The sequence below is a fragment of the Corynebacterium auris genome (genome assembly GCF_030408575.1).
In the GTDB taxonomy this organism is placed as follows: Bacteria; Actinomycetota; Actinomycetes; order Mycobacteriales; family Mycobacteriaceae; genus Corynebacterium; species Corynebacterium auris.
This window is the reverse complement of record NZ_CP047047.1, coordinates 1-22002: the sequence shown is the minus strand read 5'-3', so window position 1 is coordinate 22002 and position 22002 is coordinate 1. Positions and strand designations below refer to the sequence as shown.

The following is a 22002-nucleotide window of genomic DNA, read 5'->3' as shown; positions in this document are numbered from 1 at the left end:
CCGCGATATAGATGAATATAATTCTTCCGGCGGCACCCCCTTATGAACAGGTCTGTTCATTTTTTCGCATGTCTTTCGCTCCGGCGGTGGCTAGGCTGGTGCGCACGTACCCAACGAAGCTAAGGAGCCCCCCATGAACCTCACCTCGGCGCGCCTGGCCCTGCGCGGAGCCAACGCCGCATACACATACTTTCGCAAGCTTGACGACGAAAAACAGCGCGACATCTACAACGCCGTCGTCGACTCCGTCAAAAACAGCTCCACCGATCCCGTCGACGCCCCCGACCTCGACGAACTGCGCGAGCTCTACGGCGCCGCGCGCGCCGAGGCCGGCGCAGTGACCCGCAACGCCCACGACCGCCTGGACCGCCGCCGCGCCTCCTTCGACGCCGCCGCCCCCGCGCGCAAGGCTCGCCGCCAGGCGCTGCTTGACGACGCCAAAACCGCCCCGTCCCGGATCAAGGCAAAGAAGAAGGAAGAACGCAAAGCCGCGGCTCGCCGCGCCGCGACCGCCCTCGGCGTCGTCGGTGCCATCGCAGCCCTCGGCGGGGTGGCCTACGCCGTCTACGAGTTCGCCCTGAAGAAGCCCTCCGACACCGAGCCTGCCTCACCGACCTCCACGGGGGCCACCGGGCACGCCACGTTGGTGTACTCCACCACGAGCGAGGACGCGCACGCCCCTGCCGAGGCGCACGGCGCGGCCGAACAACACGGCTCGGCGGGCCCCCTCGGCGAGGAGCCAGCCGAGCGCGACGAGGAGCTGCTCAGCTCGCTCGACGAGCAGCTGTCCACCCTGGACACCCGCGACGCCCTCGAAGACGAGCAGCGCGGCAACGCCGGTTAGGCCCCCGCCTCCTGGCGCCACGCGACGAGCATGTGGCGCACCATCCTCTCCCGAACGTCGGGGAACAACCGGCTGGCCGCGCGTGGCAGCGGGCGCGTGGCCACGATGAGCTCGGCGGCCAGCTCCAGGGGCCCGAGGCGCGGGTGGACCAGACCGTGCTCCGCGGCCTTGTCGAGGAGTTCCTGCACCCGCGAGAAGAACTGCGCTCGCTTGGCCACGAGCTCCGCCGGGACAGCGTCGGGGTCCTCCTGCGCCAGGGCGTCGACGAGGACGCCGACGCCGTAGTCGGCGAGGCGCCAGATGGCCCCCTCCCACGCGGCGCGCGGGGCGGCGTCGAAACGCTCGATGGTCTCGGCGAGCACCTCATCTAGGGTGTCGAAGAGGTCGATGGCGCACGCCTGGCGCAGCTGATCGCGCGTGGAAAAGTGCCGGTACAGGGTGGCAATGCCCACCCCGGCCTGCCTGGCGATGGCCTCCAGGGTCACCTCGTTGCTCGCGCGTGTGCGAAATTGCTCGGTGGCGGCGGCGATGAGCTGTTTGCGCTTGAGTTTGGCGTCGGCACGCATGCACCCCTCCTTCCGTTTCACGTGTGCGATTGTCCAACCTTCGCTGCTCACCCACGCTACCTGCGCGCCGACGCGGCCCACGGAAAGCCCCTATCCTCGGTGATGTGCGCGAGCACTGAAACGTCACTCAACAACCAAAGGAGAAACGCATGTTTAACCCCCTCAAGAAGATCCCCACCGGCATCACCTCCGCCCAGGACAAGGTGAACACCAAGTTCACCTCTGCGGCACTGCGCGGCCCGATCGGCCTGTACATCCTCAACGCCGGGCTGGGCAAGTTCAACGCCGACCAGGAGACTGCCGAGGGCCTGCAGGGCATGGCCGCCACGGGGCTGCCCTTTGTCAAGGAGATCGAGCCGAAGAACTTCGCCTCGCTGCTCGCCGCCGGGGAAACCGCGCTCGGCGCGGCGCTGCTTTTGCCGTTCATCCCGAACCGCCTCGCCGGGCTCGGCCTCACCGCCTTCTCCGCGGGCCTGCTGAGCATGTACTTCGGCAACCCGGAGAACACCGAATCCGACGGCATCCGCCCGAGCCAGTCCGGCACCGCCCTGGCCAAGGACTCCTGGCTCACCGCGGCCGGCGTGGCGCTGCTGACCCTGCCCAAGAAGTAGGGCATATTTTCCGGGCCGGGGTAAGTCGGCGCCCCGCCCGGTAAGATACTCCGAGTGAAAACTCTTTTTGGGGCCGCTGCTCTGGTCCTTTCTGTCACGATCGCAGCGCCCGCCCACGCCGGCGTCCCCGCGCGCTGCACCCCGGTCCACGTCGTGCAGGCCGCCGGGACGGGCGCTTCGCACTCCTGGGACCCCGATACCGCCCATCGCCCGCTTCTCGACGACGGTTCCTCCCCCGCCCACGACCTCATCGAGCGCCTCGGCGCCGCCAACGTCTCCGTCTTCCGCGTGCCCTACCCCTCCACCATCGCCCGGTTCAACGGCCTGACCGGTTCCAACGCCACCGGCGGCGACAACCCCCACGACGGGACCGAGCCCCGAACGTACGGGGAATCCCACCGGATCGGCCTCCAGCGCACGACCGCGCACCTGGAGGCGACGGCGGCGCAGTGCCCGCGCACCCGGTTCCTCCTGGTCGGTTTCTCGCAGGGCGCCCACATCATCGGCGACGCCGCCGCCCTCGCCGCCAGCGGCGCAATCCCCGGGGTCAGCGCCGACTCCGTCGCGGCCGTGACGCTCATCGCCGACCCCGCCCGCTCGCCACTGCGGCCCCCGGCGGAACCTGCCGCTCCGTCGCGCTTATACGGGCCCGAGCCCGCGGGGCTCCTCGCCGCGAACCACGAGATTGTCAACAGCGGCGGCAACGCGCTCCCCGCCGACCGCGTGGGCATCGCCGGGGCCCGGGCGGGCTCCTTTGCCGCCCTGCGCGGCAAGGTGCTCTCGCTGTGCAACCCCGCCGACGTCGCGTGTTCCGCCTCAGAAGGCTCGCTCGTGCGCTCGCTTACCGACGTCGCAAAGCGCGTCGAGGACCCCTCCCCCGCAACTGGTCCCACCGTGCTCACCCCGGGGCTCGTGCGGGAGGCCCTGGCGGAGCTGCACCTGTTCGCCGCCAACGCGCGCGCCACAGCGGGCCAGGGGCTCACCCCCTCGCAGATGGGCGCCCTCGTCGTGCTCCATGCGCTGCCCCGCGTCCTGCGGGAGGCCGCCTCCTACCGGGTGCTCAGCGAATCCATCGGCGGTCTGCGCGCCGCGGCCTCTCTAACCCCCCAGACCGACGCGGCCCTTACCGCCGCCCTGGACGCCGCGGAGCGGCGCGCCCCCGCGTTTCAGGACGCCGTGCACGACGCCGCCGCCCGCGCGAGCCGGGACATCGCGGCGAGCGCCGGCCTGCTGCACCTGATGGACGACCCGCGCTACGCCGACCTTGCCGCCACCGCTCGTCTCCTCGGCGACTTCGGCCCGAACCACTTCGCGTACTACAGGGACGGCTACACCGGCGGGTACCGCATCGAGGGCGAGACCGGCTACGACTACGCCGTGGGCTGGATGGAGCAGATCGCCGAAAACATCGTCGCGGAATAGGCGGGTGGGATGAAAAAACGCCCGGCCGTGCAGCCGGGCGCTTCGTTAACGTCCTGTGGAGGATAGGAGAATCGAACTCCTGACATCCTGCTTGCAAAGCAGGTGCTCTACCAACTGAGCTAATCCCCCGTGGTGGGCCTAGCAAGAATCGAACTTGCGACCTCATCGTTATCAGCGATGCGCTCTAACCGACTGAGCTATAGGCCCTGGGAACGAGATAGAACATTACCCACCGCTCCCGGCAACGCCAAATCGCCAGTTCAGGGGCATGTTCTCTCGTTAAGCCTTAGCGCGCGTTGTTGTCCATGTTGACGGACAACCCGCCCACTAGGTTCGCCACGGCGTTGTACATCACCGCGACCAAGGGGGACATGACGGCGACGAACACGACTCCGACGAGCCCCAACAAAGCCGCCGCGGAGAGGAAGAGCGGGAAGTCGATGACCTGGTCGCCGCCCACGCCGCCGATGAGCGAGTTCATCGACTCGATCACCCCGGCGCCTTGGAGACCGCCGTAGACGAGCGCCGCCGCGATCATCCACGCGACGAAGCCGACGACCGCGAGGATCGACCCGATCTTGAACGCCGTGATCGCGTTCACATGAGTAATGGTCACTGTACGAGCGGCCATGATTACTCCTCACCTTCTGGCTTGCCGGGGGCCGAGGAGGTGATCTCCATCGCCTCCTGGAGCGTCTTTTCACCCTTTGCCACCGCCGTGGCCTCTTCTTCGCCTTCGTCCTCGACGTTCTTGTCCACGGCCAAAAGCTCCACGCCGTCGGACAGGTCCACGAGCCGCACGCCCATGGTGGCGCGCGACGACGGGCGGATCTGGTTGACCTCGGTGCGGATGACCCCGCCGGCGGTGGTGATGGCGAAGATTTGGTCTTCCTCCTCCACCGCGAGCGCACCGATGAGCTTACCGCGCTTCGGCGTGTACTTGAAGGTCATCACGCCCATGCCGCCGCGGCCCTGCGCGTTGTACTCCTCGATCGGGGTGCGCTTGCCGTAGCCGCCGGTGGTGGCCACGAGCAGGTACTGCCCGTCCGCGACCACCGTCATGGCGAGCAGTTGGTCGTCGCCGCGGAAGCGCATGCCCTTCACGCCGGCGGTGGCGCGGCCCATCGGGCGCAGCTGCTCGTCGTCGGCGGTGAAGCGAATCGCCTGGCCCTGCTCGGAGACGAGAAGGATGTCCTCCTCCTCGTTGACCAGCACGGCACCGATGAGCGAGTCGCCCTCGTTGAGGTTGATGGCGATGAGCCCGGACGAGCGCGCGGATTCGTAGTCCGTCAGGCGCGACTTCTTCACCCGGCCCTCGCGGGTGGCTAGGACGAGGTAGGGGGCGTCCTCGTAGGACTGGATCTGGATGACCTGGGCGATCTTCTCCTCGGGCTGAAACTCCAGCAGGTTGGCCACGTGCTGTCCGCGGGCGGTGCGCCCGGCCTCGGGCAGCTCGTAGGCCTTGAGGCGGTAGACGCGGCCGAAGTTGGTGAAGAAGAGGATCCAGTCGTGGGTCGAGCAGATGAAGAAGTTCTTCACCACGTCGTCCTGCTTCAGCTCGGCGCCGCGCACGCCCTTGCCGCCGCGCTTCTGGGACTTGTAGGAGTCGACCTTGGTGCGCTTGGCGTAGCCGGTAGAGGTGATGGTGACCACCACGTTTTCGCGGGCGATGAGGTCTTCCTCGGTGACGTCGCCCGTCGCGGCGACGAGCTGGGTGCGGCGCTCGTCGCCGTACTTGTCCACGATCTCGCGGAGCTCCTCTGCCACGAGCGCGCGCTGGCGCTCGGGGTTGGCCAGGATCTCTTTGTAATCGGCGATCTCGCGCTCGATGGCGGCGAGGTCGTCGACGATCTTCTGGCGTTCCAGGGCCGCCAGGCGGCGCAGCTGCATCGCGAGGATGGCGTCGGCCTGCACCTCGTCGACGTCGAGAAGCTCAATTAGCCCGGCGCGGGCCTCGTCCACCGTCGGCGAGCGGCGGATCAGGGCAATGACCTCGTCGAGCATGTCGAGGGCCTTGACCAGGCCGCGCAAGATGTGGGCGCGCTTTTCCGCCTCCTCGAGGCGGTAGCGGGTGCGCCGGACGATGACGTCGATCTGGTGCTGGACGTAGTAGCGCAGCATCTGGTCGAGGCGCAGCGTGCGCGGCACCCCGTCGACGATGGAGAGCATGTTCGCGGCGAAGTTCGTCTCCAGCTGCGAGTGCTTGTACAGGTTGTTCAGCACCACGCGCGGGACCGCGTCGCGGCGCAGCGTGACCACGATGCGCATGCCCACGCGGTCGGAGGATTCGTCCTCGATGCGGGCCGCGCCCGGCATCTTGCCGTTGTTGATCTGGTCCGCAATGCCGGCGATGAAGTTATCCGGGTTGACCTGGTAGGGCAGCTCCGTGATGACGATGACCTGGCGGTTGCCGATCTCCTCGATCTCCGTCACCCCGCGCATGCGGATCGAGCCGCGGCCGGTGGTGTAGGCGTCCTTGATGCCCTGGTCGCCGACGATGAGGCCGGCCGTGGGGAAATCCGGGCCCTTGACGCGTTCCATGACGGCGTCCAGCGTGGTCTTTTCGTCGGACTCGGGGTTATCCAAGATCCAGTAGATGGCCTCCGCCAGCTCCCGCAGGTTGTGCGGCGGAATGTTCGTGGCCATACCGACGGCGATGCCGCCGGAGCCGTTCATGAGCAGGTTGGGCACGCGCGAGGGCAGCACGTCCGGCTCGCGGGTCTTGCCGTCGAAGTTGGAGGAGAACTCCACCGCGTCCTCGCGGATGTCGCGGACCATCTCCATCGCAATCGGAGTGAGCTTGCACTCGGTGTAGCGCATGGCCGCCGGGCCGTCGTTGCCGGGGGAACCGAAGTTTCCTTGGCCGTCGACAAGCGGGTAGCGCATCGCCCACGGCTGCGCCATGCGCACGAGGGTGTCGTAGATGGCGGAATCGCCGTGCGGGTGGTAGTTACTCATCGTCTCGCCGACGGCCTTCACGCTCTTGACGTAGGAGCGCTCGGGCCGGAATCCGGCGTCGTACATTGCGTACAGGACGCGGCGGTGAACCGGCTTCATGCCGTCGCGGACGTCGGGAAGCGCGCGGCCCACGATCACGCTCATTGCGTAGTCGATGTAGCTGGTCTGCATCTCCTCATTGATGTCAATGGGTTTGATGCGGTCGTATTCGTCACCGCCGAGGGTGTCGTCGCTCATGGGTTACCTTTCTTTTGCCTGCGGTCATTCTAGCCGCCCTCGCGCGCTTTTCCCCCGGTGGTGGTATCACAGTGGTATGGCTATGACGCTGCGGTTGACCACGGAGGAGGACAAGGCGCTCGTCCTCCTCGCCTCCGCGTGGGGCTGCTCCAAGCAGGAGGCCGCGCGCCGCGCCATCGCCACCGCCGCCGCGCGCATGCTTGACGACGCCACCGTCACCGCCCTGGCCCGCGCCCGCGCTCAGGAATACGCCGCCACCGAGGCACGCATCCGCCGCGCCCGGGAGGCCTGAGTCGCGTGAAGGGGTTGAGCGCCGAGCAGATGCTCGCCATTGCCGACGAGGTCTGCCGCATATATAAGGTGCGCGTGCGCTCTTTCGCAGCCCTCGCCGCCTGCGCCGCCGTGCCCGGGGCGCGCATCCACGGCGCCCCGGTGTTCGATTCGGGCGACGCCGCGGCCTCGCAGCTGCGCCGGACGATCTTCGCGCTCGGCCCGCTGACAGGGCACAACGACGTTTTGGCCGAGGTCGCCGCGGGGGTGTACAGGGACTGGGTGGACGCGGGCTGAGGGCGCGGCTGGCGCGACCCCGGGCCCCGTGTTAGGTTTGTTGCTGTTGTGGTTGCAGTGGCGGATGTGACATACGGTCGCGTTACGACCCTGTGGCGGAAGAGCCCCAACGAAAAGCGGCCCCTGTGAGCGGGGGCCGCTTTCTGAATATCAACTGCTGATTTCCTACGCGGAGCCTTGCCGTTCTGTAGCATAGTTCTCGTCCCCGCCACACTACGTACAAAGGTGCTCCCATGAACATCAAGAAGACCCTGATCGCGGCCGCCGCAACCGCCACGATCCTCGCTCCCCTCGCCCCCGCCGCCAACGCACAGATCGTGGCGCCTGAGCCCAGCTCCCGCCTCCACATCCCCGCCAGCATCGTAGACTTCTTCGAGGGCCTGTCCCCGCTCAACCGCCACGACACGGAGCAAGCGCTGAAGGTCGGCACCGCCGCGATCTTGATCAACTCTTCCCTCGGCATCCTCTCCAGCGCCATCGCCATCCCCCTCCGGCTCTCCAGCGGCGCTAGCTAAGTCCTCCGCCCCCTGGTAGGGGCCTTTTCTTGCTGGCTTGTTCGATTGTATGTTCGAACGTGTGGAGGTGGTGTCGGGGACGAGTTTTAGGCTAGGCGGCACAGTACTAGGGAAAGGGGGTGCCCGTGTCCACGCCGCTGAGCTCGCTTGTCGACGCCATCTCGAACGCCACCGGAGAACTCTCCGCGCTCTTCTCTGCGCCCGAGCGCCTCGCCTTCGCCGACGTGCGCGCCGATATGGAACGCCTCTACTCCTGTCTCGACGCCCTTGCGGGCATTGACGCCTCCTTTGCCTTCCTCGCCGACCGCGACGGCGCTGGCGCGGCCGTCGGCGCCAACCACGCGACGCAGTACCTCACCGACGTCCTAGGTCTCTCCCGCGCCGAAGCGCGCAGCCGCATCAAACGCGGCCAAGATCTCTTCGGCGAGCCGGAGGTGCCCTCCCTGCCGGCCGACCCCGACCCGGACCCGCAACGCGAGCGAGCCCGCGCGCAGGAGGCCCGGCGCCTCAAGCACGCCCGCCGCGCCCGCGCCGCTGCCCGCACCCGCGCCGGCGCAGTAAACGGGGAAAAACAGCGGATCATCCAGCTCTGCCTGCGCGACCTTAACGAACACGCCAACCCCGGCTACGACGAACTGCACGCCGCCGCCCTCGAGGAAGCGACCACCCGCGGCCCGGAGGACCTACGCCGCTGGCTGCGCGACAAGGTCCGCCGCGCCAACCTCGCCGGCCGCGACTACGACGGCGAAAAGGACCCCTACGCGGCGTGGAAGAAGCGCTCCATCAGCTTCGGCCGCCTCGACGGCGACGGACTCGGCCGGGTGACCCTGCAGCTCCCCCGCGCGGAAATGGCCCTGCTCAAGGCACTCATCCAGCCCGGCTACGCGCCCGGCACAAACGTCTCAACCGCCCCGGCGGAGGACCGCCGCACCCGCGCCCAGCGCGGCGCCGACCAGTTCGTCTCCATCCTCCGCAGCTACGAGCACGGCAAACAGGAGCGCGGGCGCGGCGCTGCGTCCATCATCCTCTCGCTGACCGCCGACGACCTCACTGCCGCCGACCGCGACACCCTCTTTTCCACCAACACCGGCATCGACCTCGACGCCCACGACATTCTCCGGCTCGGCCTCAGCGGCTCCGACTTCGTCCTCGAACTCGACCCCGTCACGGCACTTCCCCTCGCCCTGGGCCGCACCCGCTTTGCCAACATCGGGCTCAAGCTCGCCCTCTTCGCCGCCCAGGGCGTCTGCGCCTGGGCCGGGTGCGACCGCCCCGGCATGGAGCTCGAAGCGCACCACGTCCTGGCCTGGAAGAACGGCGGCCTCACCGACATCTCAAACCTCGCCGGGCTCTGCCGCGAACACCACCGCTGCGTCAACGACGACAGGGACGGGTACCGCAACAAGGGCTTCGTGGACATCAACTGCACCACCGGCCGCGTCGAACACCACCCCGCCGACGGCTCCCCGCCCCGAACGAACGAGACCCACGGGTACCACGCCTCAGCCGGTGCGCGCATCCGCAACCGGGCGGGGCCCGCGGCCTAGGCCAGCTTCTCCTCGTAGAAGCGAACAAACCGGCGCCCCACGACCTCCGGGTCACGCGCCCACCTGTTGTGCCCGAGGCCCCCGTCGAGCTGTTCCACCGCAGCCTCGGCGGCGGGCACGTGCTGCGCGAGCGCCTCCGCCGAAGCGACCGTGCAGTCCTCGTCGTTGGCGAAGCGCGTCAACAGCACCGGGACCTGTACCGACGCCACCGCCGCGGGGTAATCCGCCCCAGCGATGTGGCCAATCTCGTTCGTGCGCGATAACCGCGCCCACTCTCGGACGTGTCGGCCGGCCTGACGGCCGTAGCCGGCGAGGTCAAGCCTGCCCGCCGGCCAAAAACCCAGGGTGCGCGACACACCCGACATGACCGGCGCGCCCCAGCCGATGCGGCGCCTGCTGCGCCCCGTAAACGACTTCCAGTACGGGCTGCCCGTGCCCACGCCCATCATCCCGATCGCGTTCTGCTCCCCCGCGAGGGCGCTGGAGAGATAGAGGATTCCGACCTGGCCGCCCATGGAGTGCGTCAGCAGCACGACAGGGTGATCGGCGGGTAACCCGAGGACGTCCTTGGCGGCGCTGATGGTCAGCGGGTAATCCTCCGTGACCAGATTGTGGTAACCCCACGTGCTCGAGCGCGTCGCCCGCGCCGTGCTTGTGCCCTGCCCGCGCAGCTCTCCGATGGCCACCGGAAACCCGCGCCCGCTGAGCCATTCGGCGATTGGGGTGTAGTAGCGGGCGCCCATCCCGAAGCCCGGCCAGACCACCACCAGGGGCTTTTCCTTACCCTGCGCCGGAAAGAGCGAAACGGTGCTGGTAGAGCTGTCGGGCAGCGTGATATCGACGGAAGCCATGTCAGGTGAGTGTAGTCAGCGGAATGTGATCCCGCTCTCAAACAAAAGACGTAGCAGCGGCCGAGCTGATCGCTTCCTTCACCTCGCGCCGCAGCGCGCGGAACTCCGGCAGATCGCTCACAGCGCCGAGGTCGCGCTCCTCGGCGTAGAAGTCAGGCACGTCGTACACGCCCACGATGCGCCCAGGCTTCGCGGCCATCACCACCACACGCTGGCCGAGCAGCAGCGCCTCGTCCACCGAGTGGGTGACAAACACGATGCTCGGCTGACCCGCCGCCCAGATGTCCAGCAGGTCGGCTTGCAGCTGTTCGCGGGTGAAGGGGTCCAGCGCCCCGAAAGGCTCGTCCATGAGGACCACGCGGGGTGATTGCGCCAGCACGCGGGCGATCTGGGCCCGCTGCTGCATCCCGCCGGACAGCTCGTGGGGGAACCGCTCCCGCGCCTCGGTGAGCCCGACGACTTCAGTGAGCCGGTCGGCGGCCTTCTCCTGCTCGGCGTCGCCGCTAAGTGACGCCCCGAAGCGGATGTTGTCCTTCACCCGCAGCCACGGGAACAACGTCGGCTGCTGGAACACCACCCCACAGTGGTTGCCTGGGCCCTTTACCTGCTTGCCCGCCACCGAGATGGTTCCGGTGCTCGGCAGCAGGAAACCCGCGATCAGGCGCAGCAGCGTCGACTTGCCGCAGCCGGAGGGCCCGACGACGCAGACGCGCTCGCCGGCCGCGATGTCGAGGCTGAAGCGCTGCAGGCTGGGCACCTCCTCGCCGTCCTCGGTGGTGTAGACGTGGGAGATGTTGTCAAGCGTGATCATTGTGCGTTTCCTTCCTCCGTGAACACCACCGCGTCGCGCGCCTGTTCGCTGGACAGTGGCGCGGCAACCTCGCCCTCGCCGGCGAGGAAGGCGGACGTCCTCTCCAGCGCCTCGGGCACGCCCGCGAGCTGCTCGCGCTGCTCCTCGTCGCCCACGATGTGCAGGCCGTCGAGCTGGTACAGGATCTCCTCGACGCTAAGCTGCGCCTCGTTGGCATTGCCCTGGGCGAACTCCTCTGGCTCGTCTTGCCTCACCCGCGCCGCCCAGTCCTGCAGGTCGAGCCAGGTTGCCAACAGCTCGGGGTTGTCGTCGGTCCAACTGCGCGCAGCCAGCGTGAAGTTGTACGTCGGCGCCCCGGCTTCAGCGACGTCCGTGCTGGTGAGCACGATGTGCCCCGAGTCCGCGAGGTAGGCCAGGACTGGGTCCCACACGTAGGCCGCGTCGATGTCGTCGGACTGCCACGCCGCGGGCAGCGCATCCGGGGAGAGGTTGACCAGCTCCACGTCGTGGGTGGGGTCCAGTCCGGCCGTGCGCAGGGCGTTGAGGAGGCTGTAGTGTGCCGTTGAGGAGAAGGGCACCGCGATCCTCGCGCCGCGCAGGTCGGTGATGCTCGTGATCGAGTCGTCCTTGGCCACGAGCGCCTCGGTGTCGCCGATGACGGCGCTCACGCGCGGGATGACAACGTCGAGGTTCAGCGGCTCGCTGAGGGCTTTGGCCGAAGGGGTTGAGCCCAGGAAACCGACGTCAATGGAGTCGGACGCGAGGCCCTTCACCACGTCCTGGCCGGTGGGGAAACGGATCCAGCGCAGGTCCGCGTTGGGCATGCACGCCTCCGCCAGGCCGCGGTCACGGACGTAGAGCTCGGTGCCCAGGATCACCTGGTAGCCAAGCCGGATCTCCCCCTCTGCGGCAGAGGGCTCGACGGGGCACTCGGCGTTGACGCGCTGCTCGTATTCGCTCGCCGGGGTGCCCACGCACCCGCACAAAACCTGCGCCGCGGCCACAAGGAGCACGGCGGCCGAAATCTTGGATGTCATCGAAGGCTTATCCCTTTCCGCGCCAGGGGGCCCAGCGCCGTTCGGCGTAGAGGAAAAGCTGATCCATTCCCACGGCCACCACGCCGATAACGATGATGGAGGCAATGGTCAGAGAGGTATTCAGCTGGGTTCCGGAGATGAAGGCCAGCGCACCGATCCCGGGGATCCCGTCGTTGAGCTCCGCGGCGATGATCGCCGACCACGCCATGCCGTTGGCCAGGCGCATGCCACTGAGGATCTCGGGCAGCGCCCCAGGGATGGTCACGCGCTGGAGCACCTGGGCGCGGTTCGCTCCCATCGACTGCGCAGCGCGCACCCAGTCGTGGCGCACCCCGATGACACCCGAGGTGGTGGCGACGGTGACAGCGGGGAAGGTGGCCAAAAACAGAAGGATGACCTTCGAGGTGTCGCCGATGCCGAACCAGACGATGAGCAGGCCGATGTAGCCCAGCGGGGGCAGCGCCCGCATGAAGCTGACGTAGGGCTCGATGATCGCTCGTACGACGCGGTTCGACGCCAACAGCCAGCCGAGCACGACGCCGAAGATGATGCCCGCGCCGAAGCCGACTGCGACGCGTTGCACGGTGGCCAGCAGGTGCTGCCACAGGAAGTAGCCCTGAACGCCACAGGTGCGGCGGGCGCTGCCCTCGCCGTGTTCCTGGCAGAGGTTCGTCTCCACCAGCTGCCTGGCCACGTCCACCGGGGACGGCAGGATCACCGGGCTGATCTGTGAAAAGTGGGTGATAGCCCACCAAATGGCGATGAGCGCGACGAGCACGGATAGTTGCACGCCGCGCAGACGCCACCGGTTGTCCGCCAGCATTCGTTCTCCTCGGTAGGTACTCAGGTAGCGCGGCCCGCGTGCGGGGCCGGCGGGGTTAGATGGTGGTGGTGACCGCGGAGCGGTGGAAGACGAGCGGCCGGTGCCCTTCTCCGTCCTCGGTGGCGGTGATGTGCGCGCGTTCGATCTGCGCGATGGCGAGGATGTGGTCGCCCACCTCGATCTCCTCGACGAGCCTTGCGGTGGCGTTGAACGCGGCGCCGGGCAGGAGGATAGCGCTGCCGTCCGTCTCGTACTCGAGGCCGTCGAAGCGCTCCGCGGAGGGGCGGGAGAAGTTCGCCACAGCGTCCCGGTTGGCCTCCGAGAGGATGCTCAGCCCGATGAGCGGAGCCCGCCGCAGGCGCGGCCACGTCGTGGAGGTCTTTTGAATGCTCACGCTCACCAGGGCGGGCTCGAGGCTGTGGCCGACGAAGCTGCCGATGATCATGCCGGCCGGGGAGCCGTCGACAATCGCTCCCGCGGTGGTCAACGGGGTCGGCGCGAGCGCGAGGGCGGTGCGCAGCGCGCGGGTGTCCGTGAGGTTGACTGCGGTTCGGGTCAGGGCCGGCGTGCTGGTCGTCATTGCATCTCCTTCTGTGGGTTTTCTCCGCGGCATAAGCATCCAATCGTTCTGGCCACTGGCGGCTTCGCCTCCCTTGAGTGGCATGAGGGCGAGTAAACCACACGGTCTATTTTCACCCCAGGGTTCCACTCACCGTGGATAAAACTATGGTCAAAGGCCATGACTGCCCTGCGGTCACCCCGGCCCCCGGATAGACCGCTTAGTCTTTATGCCGTATCATCGACCTATGGCTGTACCCCCGATCACACAGGCGACACCCCGGCCGGTTCACTTCCACCTGCCGTCGGATACCGCCGGGCGCTGCCTCCAGCAGGTGCGCGTCCACCCGGGGATTACCCGCCGCGAACTGCAGGAAGACCTCGGCCTGACGCAGGCCACTACGTCGCGGCTGATCACCCGGCTGGAAAAGGCCGGCCTGGTGCGCCTCGGAGAACCGCAGGACATCGGCCCGGGGCGCCCGAGCGCCGGGCTCTACGTCGACGGCGCCGACCTCATCGCGGTGGGCGCCCACGTGGGCAAGCGCGAAACCCACCTCGCGCTCACCGACCTGCAGGGGCAGGTCCTCGCCCAGGACCGCATCGCCCTCGATGTCAGCTCGGCGCGCCCCGCGGACGCCCTCGAAACGCTGGCCTGGCGCATGGCGCACCTCGCCGAGCGGTCCGCCCACCCCGTGCGCCACGCGGGCGTCGCCTTCTCCGCGGACATCAGCGATGACGGCACCATCACCAGCCCGACGTACGGCTGGGACCGCGTGCCCGCCCTTGCCCTGACCCACGAGGCGCTCGGCCGGGTCGCGGCGAACTCGAACTTCGCACCCGACGTGGAGGTCGAGGTATGCACGGGCGTATCCGCGATGGCCGCCGCCGAGCTGGCCTACATGGACCTGCGCACACACGACGGCGGCGCTCACACTCGCTCCGCGCTGTACGTCTATGCGCGCGAGGTGGTGAGCTACGCGTGGATCGTCCACGGCGGCATTCACCGGCCGCGGCTCAGGCACAAAAACCCGTTGCTCTCCAGGTTCCTCCACGACTCCCCCCTTGCCGGGGCCTCCACCCCGCATGGCACGGATCCACTGAGCGTGTCGGCCCTCTTGGCCTGCGCGGCCGACCGCGGGTTTCAGGCTCGAACCCTGCCAGAGCTAGTCCAAGCAGCGCGTTTCGACGCCCAACTGGCCTCCCTCCTCGACCACAGGGCGAACATCCTCGGCGGCGTCGTCGACGTCGCGGTGCAGGTGGTCGACCCCGCCGCAGTCGTCCTCGCGGGCGAGACCTTCTCGGCGGACCCGCTGCGCACCCGCCGCATCGCGGGGCACGTGATGTCGGCTCTCGGCAACGACTACGCTTTAAAGGCCTACCCGGCGGGCACGGACGTCATCCTGGAGGCGGCGAAGATGATCGCGCTCAACGCACCCTGGCAGCGCCCGCTCACCGGACAGGACAACTAGACGTCGAGGAAGCGCACGTCCTTGGCCTTGCGGGTGATGAAGGAGCGCCTGGCCGCAACGTCGTCGCCCATGAGGACGGAAAACAGCTCGTCGGCGCGCTGCGCGTCCTCGAGGTCGACGCGGCGCAGAATCCGGTGCTCCGGGTCCAGCGTGGTCTCCCACAGCTCGCCGGCGTTCATCTCGCCGAGGCCCTTGTAGCGCTGAATGCCGTCGTCGGTGTTGATCTTACGCCCGGCCTCGAGACCAGCCGCGAGCTCCGCGTCGCGCTCGGCGTCGGAGAAGGCGTAGCCCGGCTCGCCCTTCGCCCACTTGAGCTTGTACAACGGCGGGTTGGCCAGGTACACGTGGCCGTTTTCGATGAGTTCCGGCATGAAGCGGAACAGCAGGGTCAGAAGCAATGTCGCAATATGCTGGCCGTCGACGTCGGCGTCGGCCATGAGCACGATCTTGTGGTAGCGCAGCTTGTTCAGGTCGAACTCGTCGTGGATGCCGGTGCCGAGGGCGGTGATGATGGCCTGCACCTCGGCGTTTTTGAGCACCCTGTCCATGCGGGCCTTTTCCACGTTGAGGATCTTGCCGCGCAGCGGCAGGATCGCCTGGTACATGGAGTCGCGGCCCTGCTTCGCGGAGCCGCCTGCGGAGTCGCCCTCGACGATGAACAGCTCGGAATTCTTCGGGTCCTTGGAGCGGCAGTCGGCGAGCTTGCCAGGCAGGCCGCCCATGTCGTTGGCGGACTTGCGGCGCACGAGGTCGCGCGCCTTGCGCGCGGCCTGCCGGGCCTGGGAGGAGGCGACGGCCTTGTTGATGATGGCCTTCGCTTCCGCCGGGTTGGCGTCGAACCAGTCGGACAGGTGCTCGCCCACGGCGCGCTGGACAAAGCCCTTGATCTCCGTGTTGCCCAGCTTCGTCTTGGTCTGGCCCTCGAACTGCGGGTCGGTCACGCGCACGGAGACGACGGCGGAGATGCCCTCGCGGCAGTCCTCGCCGGTGAGGTTCGCGTCCTTGTCTTTGAGCAGCTTGTGCTCGCGGGCGTAGCGGTTCATCAGCGTGGTCAGCGCGGCGCGGAAGCCCTCTTCGTGGCTGCCGCCCTCGTGCGTGTTGATGGTGTTGGCGAAGGTGTGGACGGACTCCTTGAACCCGGCGTTCCACTGCATAGCCACTTCCGCCTCGTGCTCCTTGGCCTTCGCCTCGAAGCCGATCACGGAGGGGTGGATGGCGTTCTTGTTGCGGTTGAGGTAGTCGACGTAGTCGATCAGCCCGTTCGGGTAGTGGTAGGTGACCTTCTTCTCGCGCTTTTTCTTCGCGGCGGGGGCGACGTCCAAGTCGGAGACCGCGGCGTCGTCGAAGGAATCCCCCTCCACCAGCGCTGCGGATTCGCCCTCTTCGACTATGGCCTCAAGCTCGAGCTCCTCCTCGGAGACGCGCTCGTCCTTCAGCGTGATGGTCAGGCCCTTGTTCAGGAAGGCCATTTCCTGGAGGCGGCGCGCGATCGTGTCGTAGTCGAACTCGACGGTCTCGAAGATCTCCGCGTCGGGCCAGAAGCGGATGGTGGTTCCGGTGCCGCGGGCATTGCCGCCCTCTTCCAGCTCCTCCGGGACGGCGTTGGTGAAGCGCTGGTACCAGTGCTTGCCGCCGCGCTTGATGTCTGCCTCGACGCGGGTGGAGAGGGCGTTGACCACGGAGATGCCCACACCGTGTAGGCCGCCGGAGACGGCGTAGGACTCGGAGTCGAACTTGCCGCCCGCGTGCAGCTGGGTCATGACCACCTGCACGGTCGGGGCACCGGAGGGGTGCATCTCAACGGGGATGCCGCGGCCGTTGTCCACGACCTCGACTCCGCCGTCGGCAAGCAGCGTCACGTCGACGTGGTCCGCATACCCCGCCATCGCCTCGTCGACGGAGTTGTCTACGACCTCCCAGACCAGGTGGTGCAGGCCGCGCGTACCGGTAGACCCGATGTACATGCCGGGGCGCTTGCGCACGGCCTCGAGTCCCTCGAGAATGGTGATCGAAGACGCGTCATAGTGCGGTTCGTTGCTAGCCACGTTTGATGGACTCTCCTATTGCGCTATCGGGACCTTAACCCGTCCTATCTTACACCGTGTGATCCCACCCACGGTACGCGCGAGTTAGCCGTAGGTATCGCGCGGCCCACGCCCCTTGACGTGCAGCGGGCCGTAGCGCCAGCTCTTCGTTTTCGGCGGGTAGACGTGCAGTTTCGTCACCACGCCGGGCCCGACCTTGCGGGCGATCTCGGCGAGGACCGTACCCTGCATGTACTTCAGCTGGGTTGCCCACGCGGTCTGGTCGCAGGAGATGAACACCTCCCCGTCTTTGACCATCTCCACCTTCGTGTGCTGGGCGATCTTCTCCCCGACCAGCCCCTCCCAGTTGCCCATGACCCAGCCGTAGGCGATGTTGTGGGTCCAGTCGCGCTCGCGGATCTCTTTGCTCACCAGCACCCCGAAGCCCTGCACTGTGGTGCGGCGCCCGAGAGGGCGCCCGTCGGGCCCGGTGGGTCGGCCCCGTCCCCGCCACGCCGGCGCGCCCTCGTGCCCGAGGTTGAGCCCGGGCACCGTCACCTGCGGGGCTGTGTCCCCGCGCCGCGCGCTGCGCCGGGGGATCACGCTCGTGCCCTGGCGTTTCAGGTCGGGTAGCTTCCCGCCCCGCCGCCGCGCGGTGGAGCGCAAGGTGTCGAAGGTGTTCTTGATCAGGTCACTCAATGCGGGACCTCCCCTCCTCCATGAGCACGCTGAAGCGCCCGCTGACTGCGTCGTGGAGGTTGTCCGGCAGGTCGTCGCCCACGGCGGCGGTGATGAGGACCTGCTCGGCGGTGGCGGCCACGTTGACCAGCCGCTCCCGGCGGGCGGAGTCGAGCTCCGCGAAGACGTCGTCGAGGATGAGCACGGGTTCGGCCCCCTCGGCGGCGAGCAGGGTGTACTCGGCGAGGTGGAGCGAAAGCGCCAGCGACCAGGTCTCACCGTGGCTGGCGTACCCCTTCGCCGGCTGGTCGCCGAGCAGCAGGAGCAGGTCATCGCGGTGCGGCCCCACGAGCGTGGCGCCGCGCTCGATTTCCTCCGTGCGCCTGCGGCCGAGCTCGCTGAGCATGGCGGCCTCGATGACCTCCGGGTCGCGGGTGTCCTCCCCGAGCAGGGTGTGCACGGCGTCGTCGACGGTGGAGCGGTAGCGCGCCGCCGCGGGGCGCGACTCCGGGGCCACGGCGGAGTAGGCCTCGGTGATGGGCGCCTCGAGGGCGTCGAGAAGCGAAAGCCTTCCCGCGATGACCTGCGCGCCGGCGTGCGCGAGCTGGGAATCCCACGCATCGAGGGTGCTCAGCGCGGCGGCGCCCGCGGGGTCGTCGTAGCCGCGGCGTAGGTTCAGCGCCGAGCTGCGCAGAAGGGCGTTGCGTTGGCGCAGGATCTTGTCGTAATCCGCCTTCACCCCGCCGAGGCGGGGCGTGCGCAGCGCCGCGAGGTCGTCGAGGAAGCGGCGGCGCTCCGCCGGCTCGCCGCCCACAAGGCGCAGGTCCTCCGGGGAAAAAAGCACCGTCCGCAGCACGCCGAGCATCTCGCGGGGGGACTTTAAGCGGGTGCGGTTGATCTGCGCCTGGTTCGCCCCGTTGGACCTGATGAGCAGGTGGGTGGTCAGCTCGCGTCCCTCGTTGACGGTGGTCACCGAGACGCGCGCGTCGCTCGCGCCGGCCCGGATCAGCGGGGCGTCGGTGGGCACGCGGTGGCTGCGCAGCACGGAGCTGTAGTACGCCGCTTCGACGACGTTTGTTTTGCCGTGGCCATTGCGCCCCGAAAGCACGGTGACTCCCGGTTCGAGCGTGAGCGAAAGCGCCGGCCAGGAGCGAAAGTCCCGTAGGTCGAGTTCGCGGATGTACACGGTTTAACCCGGCAGGCGCACCGGCATGAGCAGGTAGGTGAAGTCCGTCTGCGGGGTGGCAAACGTGCCGTCGGCCCCGGGGGCGGGCAGTTCGTCGGATGCCGGGATCATGATCGCGGGGCGGGAGGCTTCGGTGAAGCCGAAGACCACGTCGTCGGTGGGGATGACCGCGAGACCGTCCTTGAGGTAACCGGAGTTGAAGGCGATGAGCAGGCCCTCGGCACCCTCGAACTCCGCCTCGACCGTTTCCGTGGCCTCGCCGGAATCAGCGCCGGAGGCGAACAGGGTGACTTCGCCCGAGCGGAACTGCATGCGGATCTGTGCGTTGCGGTCGGCGACAAGGCTGACGCGGCGGATGGCCTCGACCAGGGGCGCGATGGCCACGCGCGCCATGGAGGTGTGGGACTTCGGCAGGAGCGGCTGGACGTTCGGGAAGTCGGCGTCGAGCATGCGGGTCGTGGTTTCGCGGTTGCTCGAGTGCAGGCCGAAGAGCCCGTCTCCGCCGATGTTCTCGGTGTCGCCGACGGCGATCTCGACGGGGGTGTCGATGTGCGTGTCCAGGGTGCGCGCGTTGTCCAGCAGCGTCTTCGCGGGCACGAGCAGCTTCGCCTGGACGGACTCGGCGACCGGCTCCCACGAAATGGTGCGCAGCGCCAGGCGGAAGCGGTCGGTGGCGGTGAGCTGCATGGTGGAGCCGGTGACCTCGAGGTGGATGCCGGTGAGCATGGGCAGGGTGTCGTCGCGCCCGGCGGCGGAGGCGACCTGGGTGACGGCGCCGACGAAGTCCGCGGGAGACAGCGTGCCCGTCACCTCGGGCAGGGTGGGCAGCTGCGGGTAGTCGTCAAGCGGCATGAGCGGCAGCTCGAAGCGCGCGGATCCGCCCTGGAGCAGCAGCTTCGATCCGTCGGAGGAGACCTCGACGGGCTTGGCGGGCATGTTGCCCACGATGTCCGCGAGGAGCTTGCCCGCGACGGCGACGCGGCCCGGCTCGCCCACCTCGGCGCCGATGCGCACGCGGGAGGACACCTCGTAGTCGAAACCGGCGAACTCCAGGCCGTCGTCGTCGACGGTGATGACGACGGCGCGGAGGATCGGTTGCGTGTTCTTCGTTGGCAAGCTTCGTGCGACCCAGGCTACGGCGTCGGAGAGGTCTTCCTTGTGAACGCGAAATGACACGCGGTTGTCGTCCATAGCGGCGAGCGGCTCCTTGCACGTTGGCCCGCGCCCGAAAGCAGCGGACAGAATGACGGAATTTCACTCCACCTTAGGCGCAGCGCCCACCCGTGTCATTTACCGGGGTCGCGGATTTCGCTTGCTTGTCGATGTCCCGAGCGGCGTGACTCACAGGTCCTCTTTCCCTCGGGAGAATGACAAAAGTGAGGAGTCGGTAACAGCAATAAGTCCTGTGCATTCTGTGGATGAACCAGGGTTTGGTGTGGTCGCGCCGGAAAAACGGGGTGTGCCGTCCGGTGTGGATAACCTGTGGATAAACCGGGGCCGATGTGGATAACTTTCCAGGCGTCGCGTCCTTCCACAGCGCGTGGGGGCTTGTCCACTGGGCTTTCACACGAACCCGCGAGTTATCCACACCCACGCTGCGTCGTGGTCTGGGTCAGAGTGTGCGTGAAATCATGGAATCACATCGGTGGAATTACACAGCTGTGCACAAACCTGTGGAGAAGGCTCTGCGCGTACGAAAAAACCGCGGGCGCTGCCGAAACAGCGCTCGCGGCGAGGGAGAAGAGAAGCCGGGTTACAGCATCCGGGCCCTGTTCTTGATCATCTGGGTCAGCTCTTGGATCTCGTCGTAGGTCCCGCGGTTTTCCGTCATTTCCTTGCGGATCTTTCGGTCGGCGTACATGACGGTCGTGTGGTCCTTGCCGCCGAATTCGTCGCCGATCCTCGGTAGGGAGAGCTCGGTGAGCTCGCGGCACAGGTACATCGCCAGCTGGCGGGCGTGGGCAACCTGCCGGGTCTTGCCCGCGCCGGTGATCTGCTCGAGGGTGACGCCGAAGTACTCGGCGGCGGCGTCCTTGATGGCGGCGGCGGTGATGTTGATGTCGTTTTCGTCCGGCAGGATGTCGCGCAGCGCGACCTGGGCCACCTCGAGCGTGATGGGCTCTTCAATGAGTGAGGAGTAGGCGGAGACCCTGATCAGCGCGCCCTCGAGCTCGCGGATGGAGGACTGGAACTGGCTGGCGATGAGCTCGAGCACCGCGTGGTCGACATGGGTGCCGTCGGCCGCCGCCTTCTTCATCAGGATGGCGATGCGCGTTTCCAGGTCGGGCGGCTGCACGTCGGTGATGAGCCCGCCTTCGAAGCGGGTGCGCAGCCGGTCTTCCAGGGTGGTCAGCTGCTTCGGGGGCCGGTCCGAGGACAGGATGATCTGCTTGTTGGCCTGGTGGAGGGCGTTAAAGGTGTGGAAGAACTCTTCCTGGGTGCCCTCCTTGCCCTCGAGGAACTGGATGTCGTCGACCATGAGGATGTCGAGGTTGCGGTAGCGCCGTTTGAAGGATTCCTGCCGGTCGTCGCGCACGGAGTTGATGTAGTCGTTGGTGAACTCCTCGGAGGAGACGTATTTGATCCTTAAGCCCGGCTGGAGCACGTGCGCGTAGTTGCCGGCGGCGTGCAGCAGGTGGGTCTTGCCCAGCCCGGAGCCGCCCCAGATGAATAGGGGGTTGTAGGCGCGGGCGGGGTTTTCGGACACGGCCACGGCGGCGCCGTTGGCGAAGCGGTTCGAGGAGCCGATGACGAAGTTCTCGAAGGTGTATTTCGGGTTGAGCGAGGTCTCGCGGTCCGGGTCGTGCGCCGGCTTCTCGCGGGGAATGCGCTGGGCTGGTGCCGACGGCTGCGAGGCGGCCTGCTGCTGAGAGTGCATGCGGGCGAGCTCGTCGAGGCCCATGGGGATCTGCTCTCCCGGCTGGTGGGGGCGCTCGGTGCGAAAGGACTCGGACGTCGTCGGGTACCACTCCTGCCCCGCGGGCTCGGGTTCCGGCGCAGGTGGCGCGGGCGGCGCGGGCTGGTGGACGGAGACGGCGAGGCTGCACGGGGTGCCCAGGTGGCGCGTGAGCAGCGCAACGATGTGGGGGGCCAGGTTGTCCTCGATGACGGACTTGGCTGCGGCGTGCGGGGTGGACAGGATGGCGTAGCCGTCGACAAGCATGACGGGGCGCACCAGCTGGAGGTAGGCGCGCTCCTGTGGCGTGAGGGTCGGAATCGCTGAGCTCGGGCGCTCCGACAGAGTCAGCAGTTCTGCGACGATGTCGCGCCACAGCGCTTCGATGGGTTGTTCCGCCAC

Annotated in this window: 21 protein-coding genes and 2 tRNA genes; 8 read left to right on the top strand and 15 right to left on the bottom strand. The window is 67.9% G+C overall.

All coding sequences use genetic code 11. The features are described 5' to 3' along the window. The first annotated feature begins 133 nt into the window (after positions 1-133). Complete coding sequence (locus tag CAURIS_RS00115; RefSeq protein ID WP_290342221.1) at positions 134-844, top strand: hypothetical protein; 711 nt, start codon at positions 134-136, stop codon at positions 842-844. On the opposite strand, the gene CAURIS_RS00110 is transcribed toward CAURIS_RS00115, so the two are convergent. Then, the gene (locus tag CAURIS_RS00110) at positions 841-1410 is read right to left on the bottom strand and encodes a TetR/AcrR family transcriptional regulator (RefSeq protein ID WP_290342219.1); all 570 of its coding nucleotides are present in this window, start codon (positions 1408-1410) and stop codon (positions 841-843) included. The genes CAURIS_RS00115 and CAURIS_RS00110 overlap by 4 nt on opposite strands. Before the next feature lie 149 nt (positions 1411-1559). Between CAURIS_RS00110 and CAURIS_RS00105 the strand changes: the two genes are divergently transcribed. Continuing rightward, positions 1560-2021, top strand: a complete 462-nt coding sequence (locus tag CAURIS_RS00105; RefSeq protein WP_290342218.1) for a hypothetical protein — start codon at positions 1560-1562, stop codon at positions 2019-2021. 54 nt (positions 2022-2075) lie between these two features. Next, positions 2076-3443 (top strand): cutinase family protein, encoded by a 1368-nt coding sequence (locus CAURIS_RS00100; protein ID WP_290342217.1) that lies wholly within the window; start codon positions 2076-2078, stop codon positions 3441-3443. A gap of 56 nt (positions 3444-3499) precedes the next feature. Here the strand turns inward: CAURIS_RS00100 and CAURIS_RS00095 are convergent. The 4 genes from CAURIS_RS00095 to gyrA form a co-directional block, all read right to left on the bottom strand. Continuing rightward, positions 3500-3572, bottom strand: a tRNA-Ala gene (locus CAURIS_RS00095). A 1-nt stretch (position 3573) separates the two neighbouring features. Next, positions 3574-3650: transfer RNA gene (locus CAURIS_RS00090), tRNA-Ile, on the bottom strand. Between the two features lie 79 nt (positions 3651-3729). Next, entirely contained in the window at positions 3730-4074 is a 345-nt protein-coding gene (locus CAURIS_RS00085; protein ID WP_290342215.1) for a DUF3566 domain-containing protein, read from the bottom strand. Between the two features lie 2 nt (positions 4075-4076). After that, entirely contained in the window at positions 4077-6638 is a 2562-nt protein-coding gene (gyrA, locus tag CAURIS_RS00080; RefSeq protein WP_290342214.1) for a DNA gyrase subunit A, read from the bottom strand. Between the two features lie 76 nt (positions 6639-6714). Between gyrA and CAURIS_RS00075 the strand changes: the two genes are divergently transcribed. From CAURIS_RS00075 to CAURIS_RS00060, 4 genes are all read left to right on the top strand, one after another. Continuing rightward, positions 6715-6930, top strand: a complete 216-nt coding sequence (locus tag CAURIS_RS00075; RefSeq protein WP_290342212.1) for a CopG family transcriptional regulator — start codon at positions 6715-6717, stop codon at positions 6928-6930. Between the two features lie 5 nt (positions 6931-6935). Then, on the top strand, positions 6936-7205 hold the full coding sequence (locus CAURIS_RS00070) for a TetR family transcriptional regulator (protein ID WP_290342211.1): 270 nt from the start codon (positions 6936-6938) through the stop codon (positions 7203-7205). Between the two features lie 233 nt (positions 7206-7438). After that, positions 7439-7720, top strand: a complete 282-nt coding sequence (locus CAURIS_RS00065) for a hypothetical protein (protein WP_290342210.1) — start codon at positions 7439-7441, stop codon at positions 7718-7720. 125 nt (positions 7721-7845) lie between these two features. Further along, positions 7846-9267: an HNH endonuclease signature motif containing protein gene (locus tag CAURIS_RS00060; protein WP_290342209.1), complete on the top strand. Its 1422-nt coding sequence runs from the start codon at positions 7846-7848 to the stop codon at positions 9265-9267. Here CAURIS_RS00060 and CAURIS_RS00055 read toward each other — a convergent pair. The 5 genes from CAURIS_RS00055 to CAURIS_RS00035 are packed head-to-tail and all read right to left on the bottom strand — an operon-like array spanning position 9264 to position 13369. Continuing rightward, on the bottom strand, positions 9264-10118 hold the full coding sequence (locus tag CAURIS_RS00055) for an alpha/beta fold hydrolase (RefSeq protein ID WP_290342208.1): 855 nt from the start codon (positions 10116-10118) through the stop codon (positions 9264-9266). The genes CAURIS_RS00060 and CAURIS_RS00055 overlap by 4 nt on opposite strands. Before the next feature lie 37 nt (positions 10119-10155). Then, positions 10156-10929, bottom strand: a complete 774-nt coding sequence (locus CAURIS_RS00050; RefSeq protein ID WP_290342207.1) for an ABC transporter ATP-binding protein — start codon at positions 10927-10929, stop codon at positions 10156-10158. Further along, a complete protein-coding gene (locus CAURIS_RS00045; RefSeq protein ID WP_290342206.1) occupies positions 10926-11966 on the bottom strand; it encodes a taurine ABC transporter substrate-binding protein in 1041 nt (346 codons plus the stop codon). Before CAURIS_RS00045 ends, CAURIS_RS00050 begins: the two co-directional genes overlap by 4 nt. 7 nt (positions 11967-11973) lie before the next feature. After that, a complete protein-coding gene (locus CAURIS_RS00040) occupies positions 11974-12789 on the bottom strand; it encodes an ABC transporter permease (protein ID WP_290342205.1) in 816 nt (271 codons plus the stop codon). 55 nt (positions 12790-12844) lie between these two features. Continuing rightward, complete coding sequence (locus CAURIS_RS00035) at positions 12845-13369, bottom strand: flavin reductase family protein (protein WP_290342204.1); 525 nt, start codon at positions 13367-13369, stop codon at positions 12845-12847. 226 nt (positions 13370-13595) lie between these two features. Here CAURIS_RS00035 and CAURIS_RS00030 point away from each other — a divergent pair, with 226 nt between their 5' ends. Then, positions 13596-14816 (top strand): MarR family transcriptional regulator, encoded by a 1221-nt coding sequence (locus tag CAURIS_RS00030; RefSeq protein ID WP_290342203.1) that lies wholly within the window; start codon positions 13596-13598, stop codon positions 14814-14816. On the opposite strand, the gene gyrB is transcribed toward CAURIS_RS00030, so the two are convergent. The 5 genes from gyrB to dnaA form a co-directional block, all read right to left on the bottom strand. Then, complete coding sequence (gyrB, locus tag CAURIS_RS00025) at positions 14813-16861, bottom strand: DNA topoisomerase (ATP-hydrolyzing) subunit B (RefSeq protein WP_290342202.1); 2049 nt, start codon at positions 16859-16861, stop codon at positions 14813-14815. The genes CAURIS_RS00030 and gyrB overlap by 4 nt on opposite strands. Before the next feature lie 84 nt (positions 16862-16945). Further along, a complete protein-coding gene (locus CAURIS_RS00020) occupies positions 16946-17539 on the bottom strand; it encodes a DciA family protein (protein WP_290342200.1) in 594 nt (197 codons plus the stop codon). Further along, positions 17532-18704 (bottom strand): DNA replication/repair protein RecF, encoded by a 1173-nt coding sequence (gene recF / locus CAURIS_RS00015; RefSeq protein ID WP_290342199.1) that lies wholly within the window; start codon positions 18702-18704, stop codon positions 17532-17534. The genes CAURIS_RS00020 and recF overlap by 8 nt, the downstream gene beginning before the upstream one ends. Before the next feature lie 3 nt (positions 18705-18707). Continuing rightward, positions 18708-19895: a DNA polymerase III subunit beta gene (gene dnaN / locus CAURIS_RS00010; RefSeq protein ID WP_290342198.1), complete on the bottom strand. Its 1188-nt coding sequence runs from the start codon at positions 19893-19895 to the stop codon at positions 18708-18710. Positions 19896-20457: 562 nt separating this feature from the next. Continuing rightward, positions 20458-22002 (bottom strand): chromosomal replication initiator protein DnaA, encoded by a 1545-nt coding sequence (gene dnaA / locus CAURIS_RS00005; RefSeq protein WP_019193582.1) that lies wholly within the window; start codon positions 22000-22002, stop codon positions 20458-20460.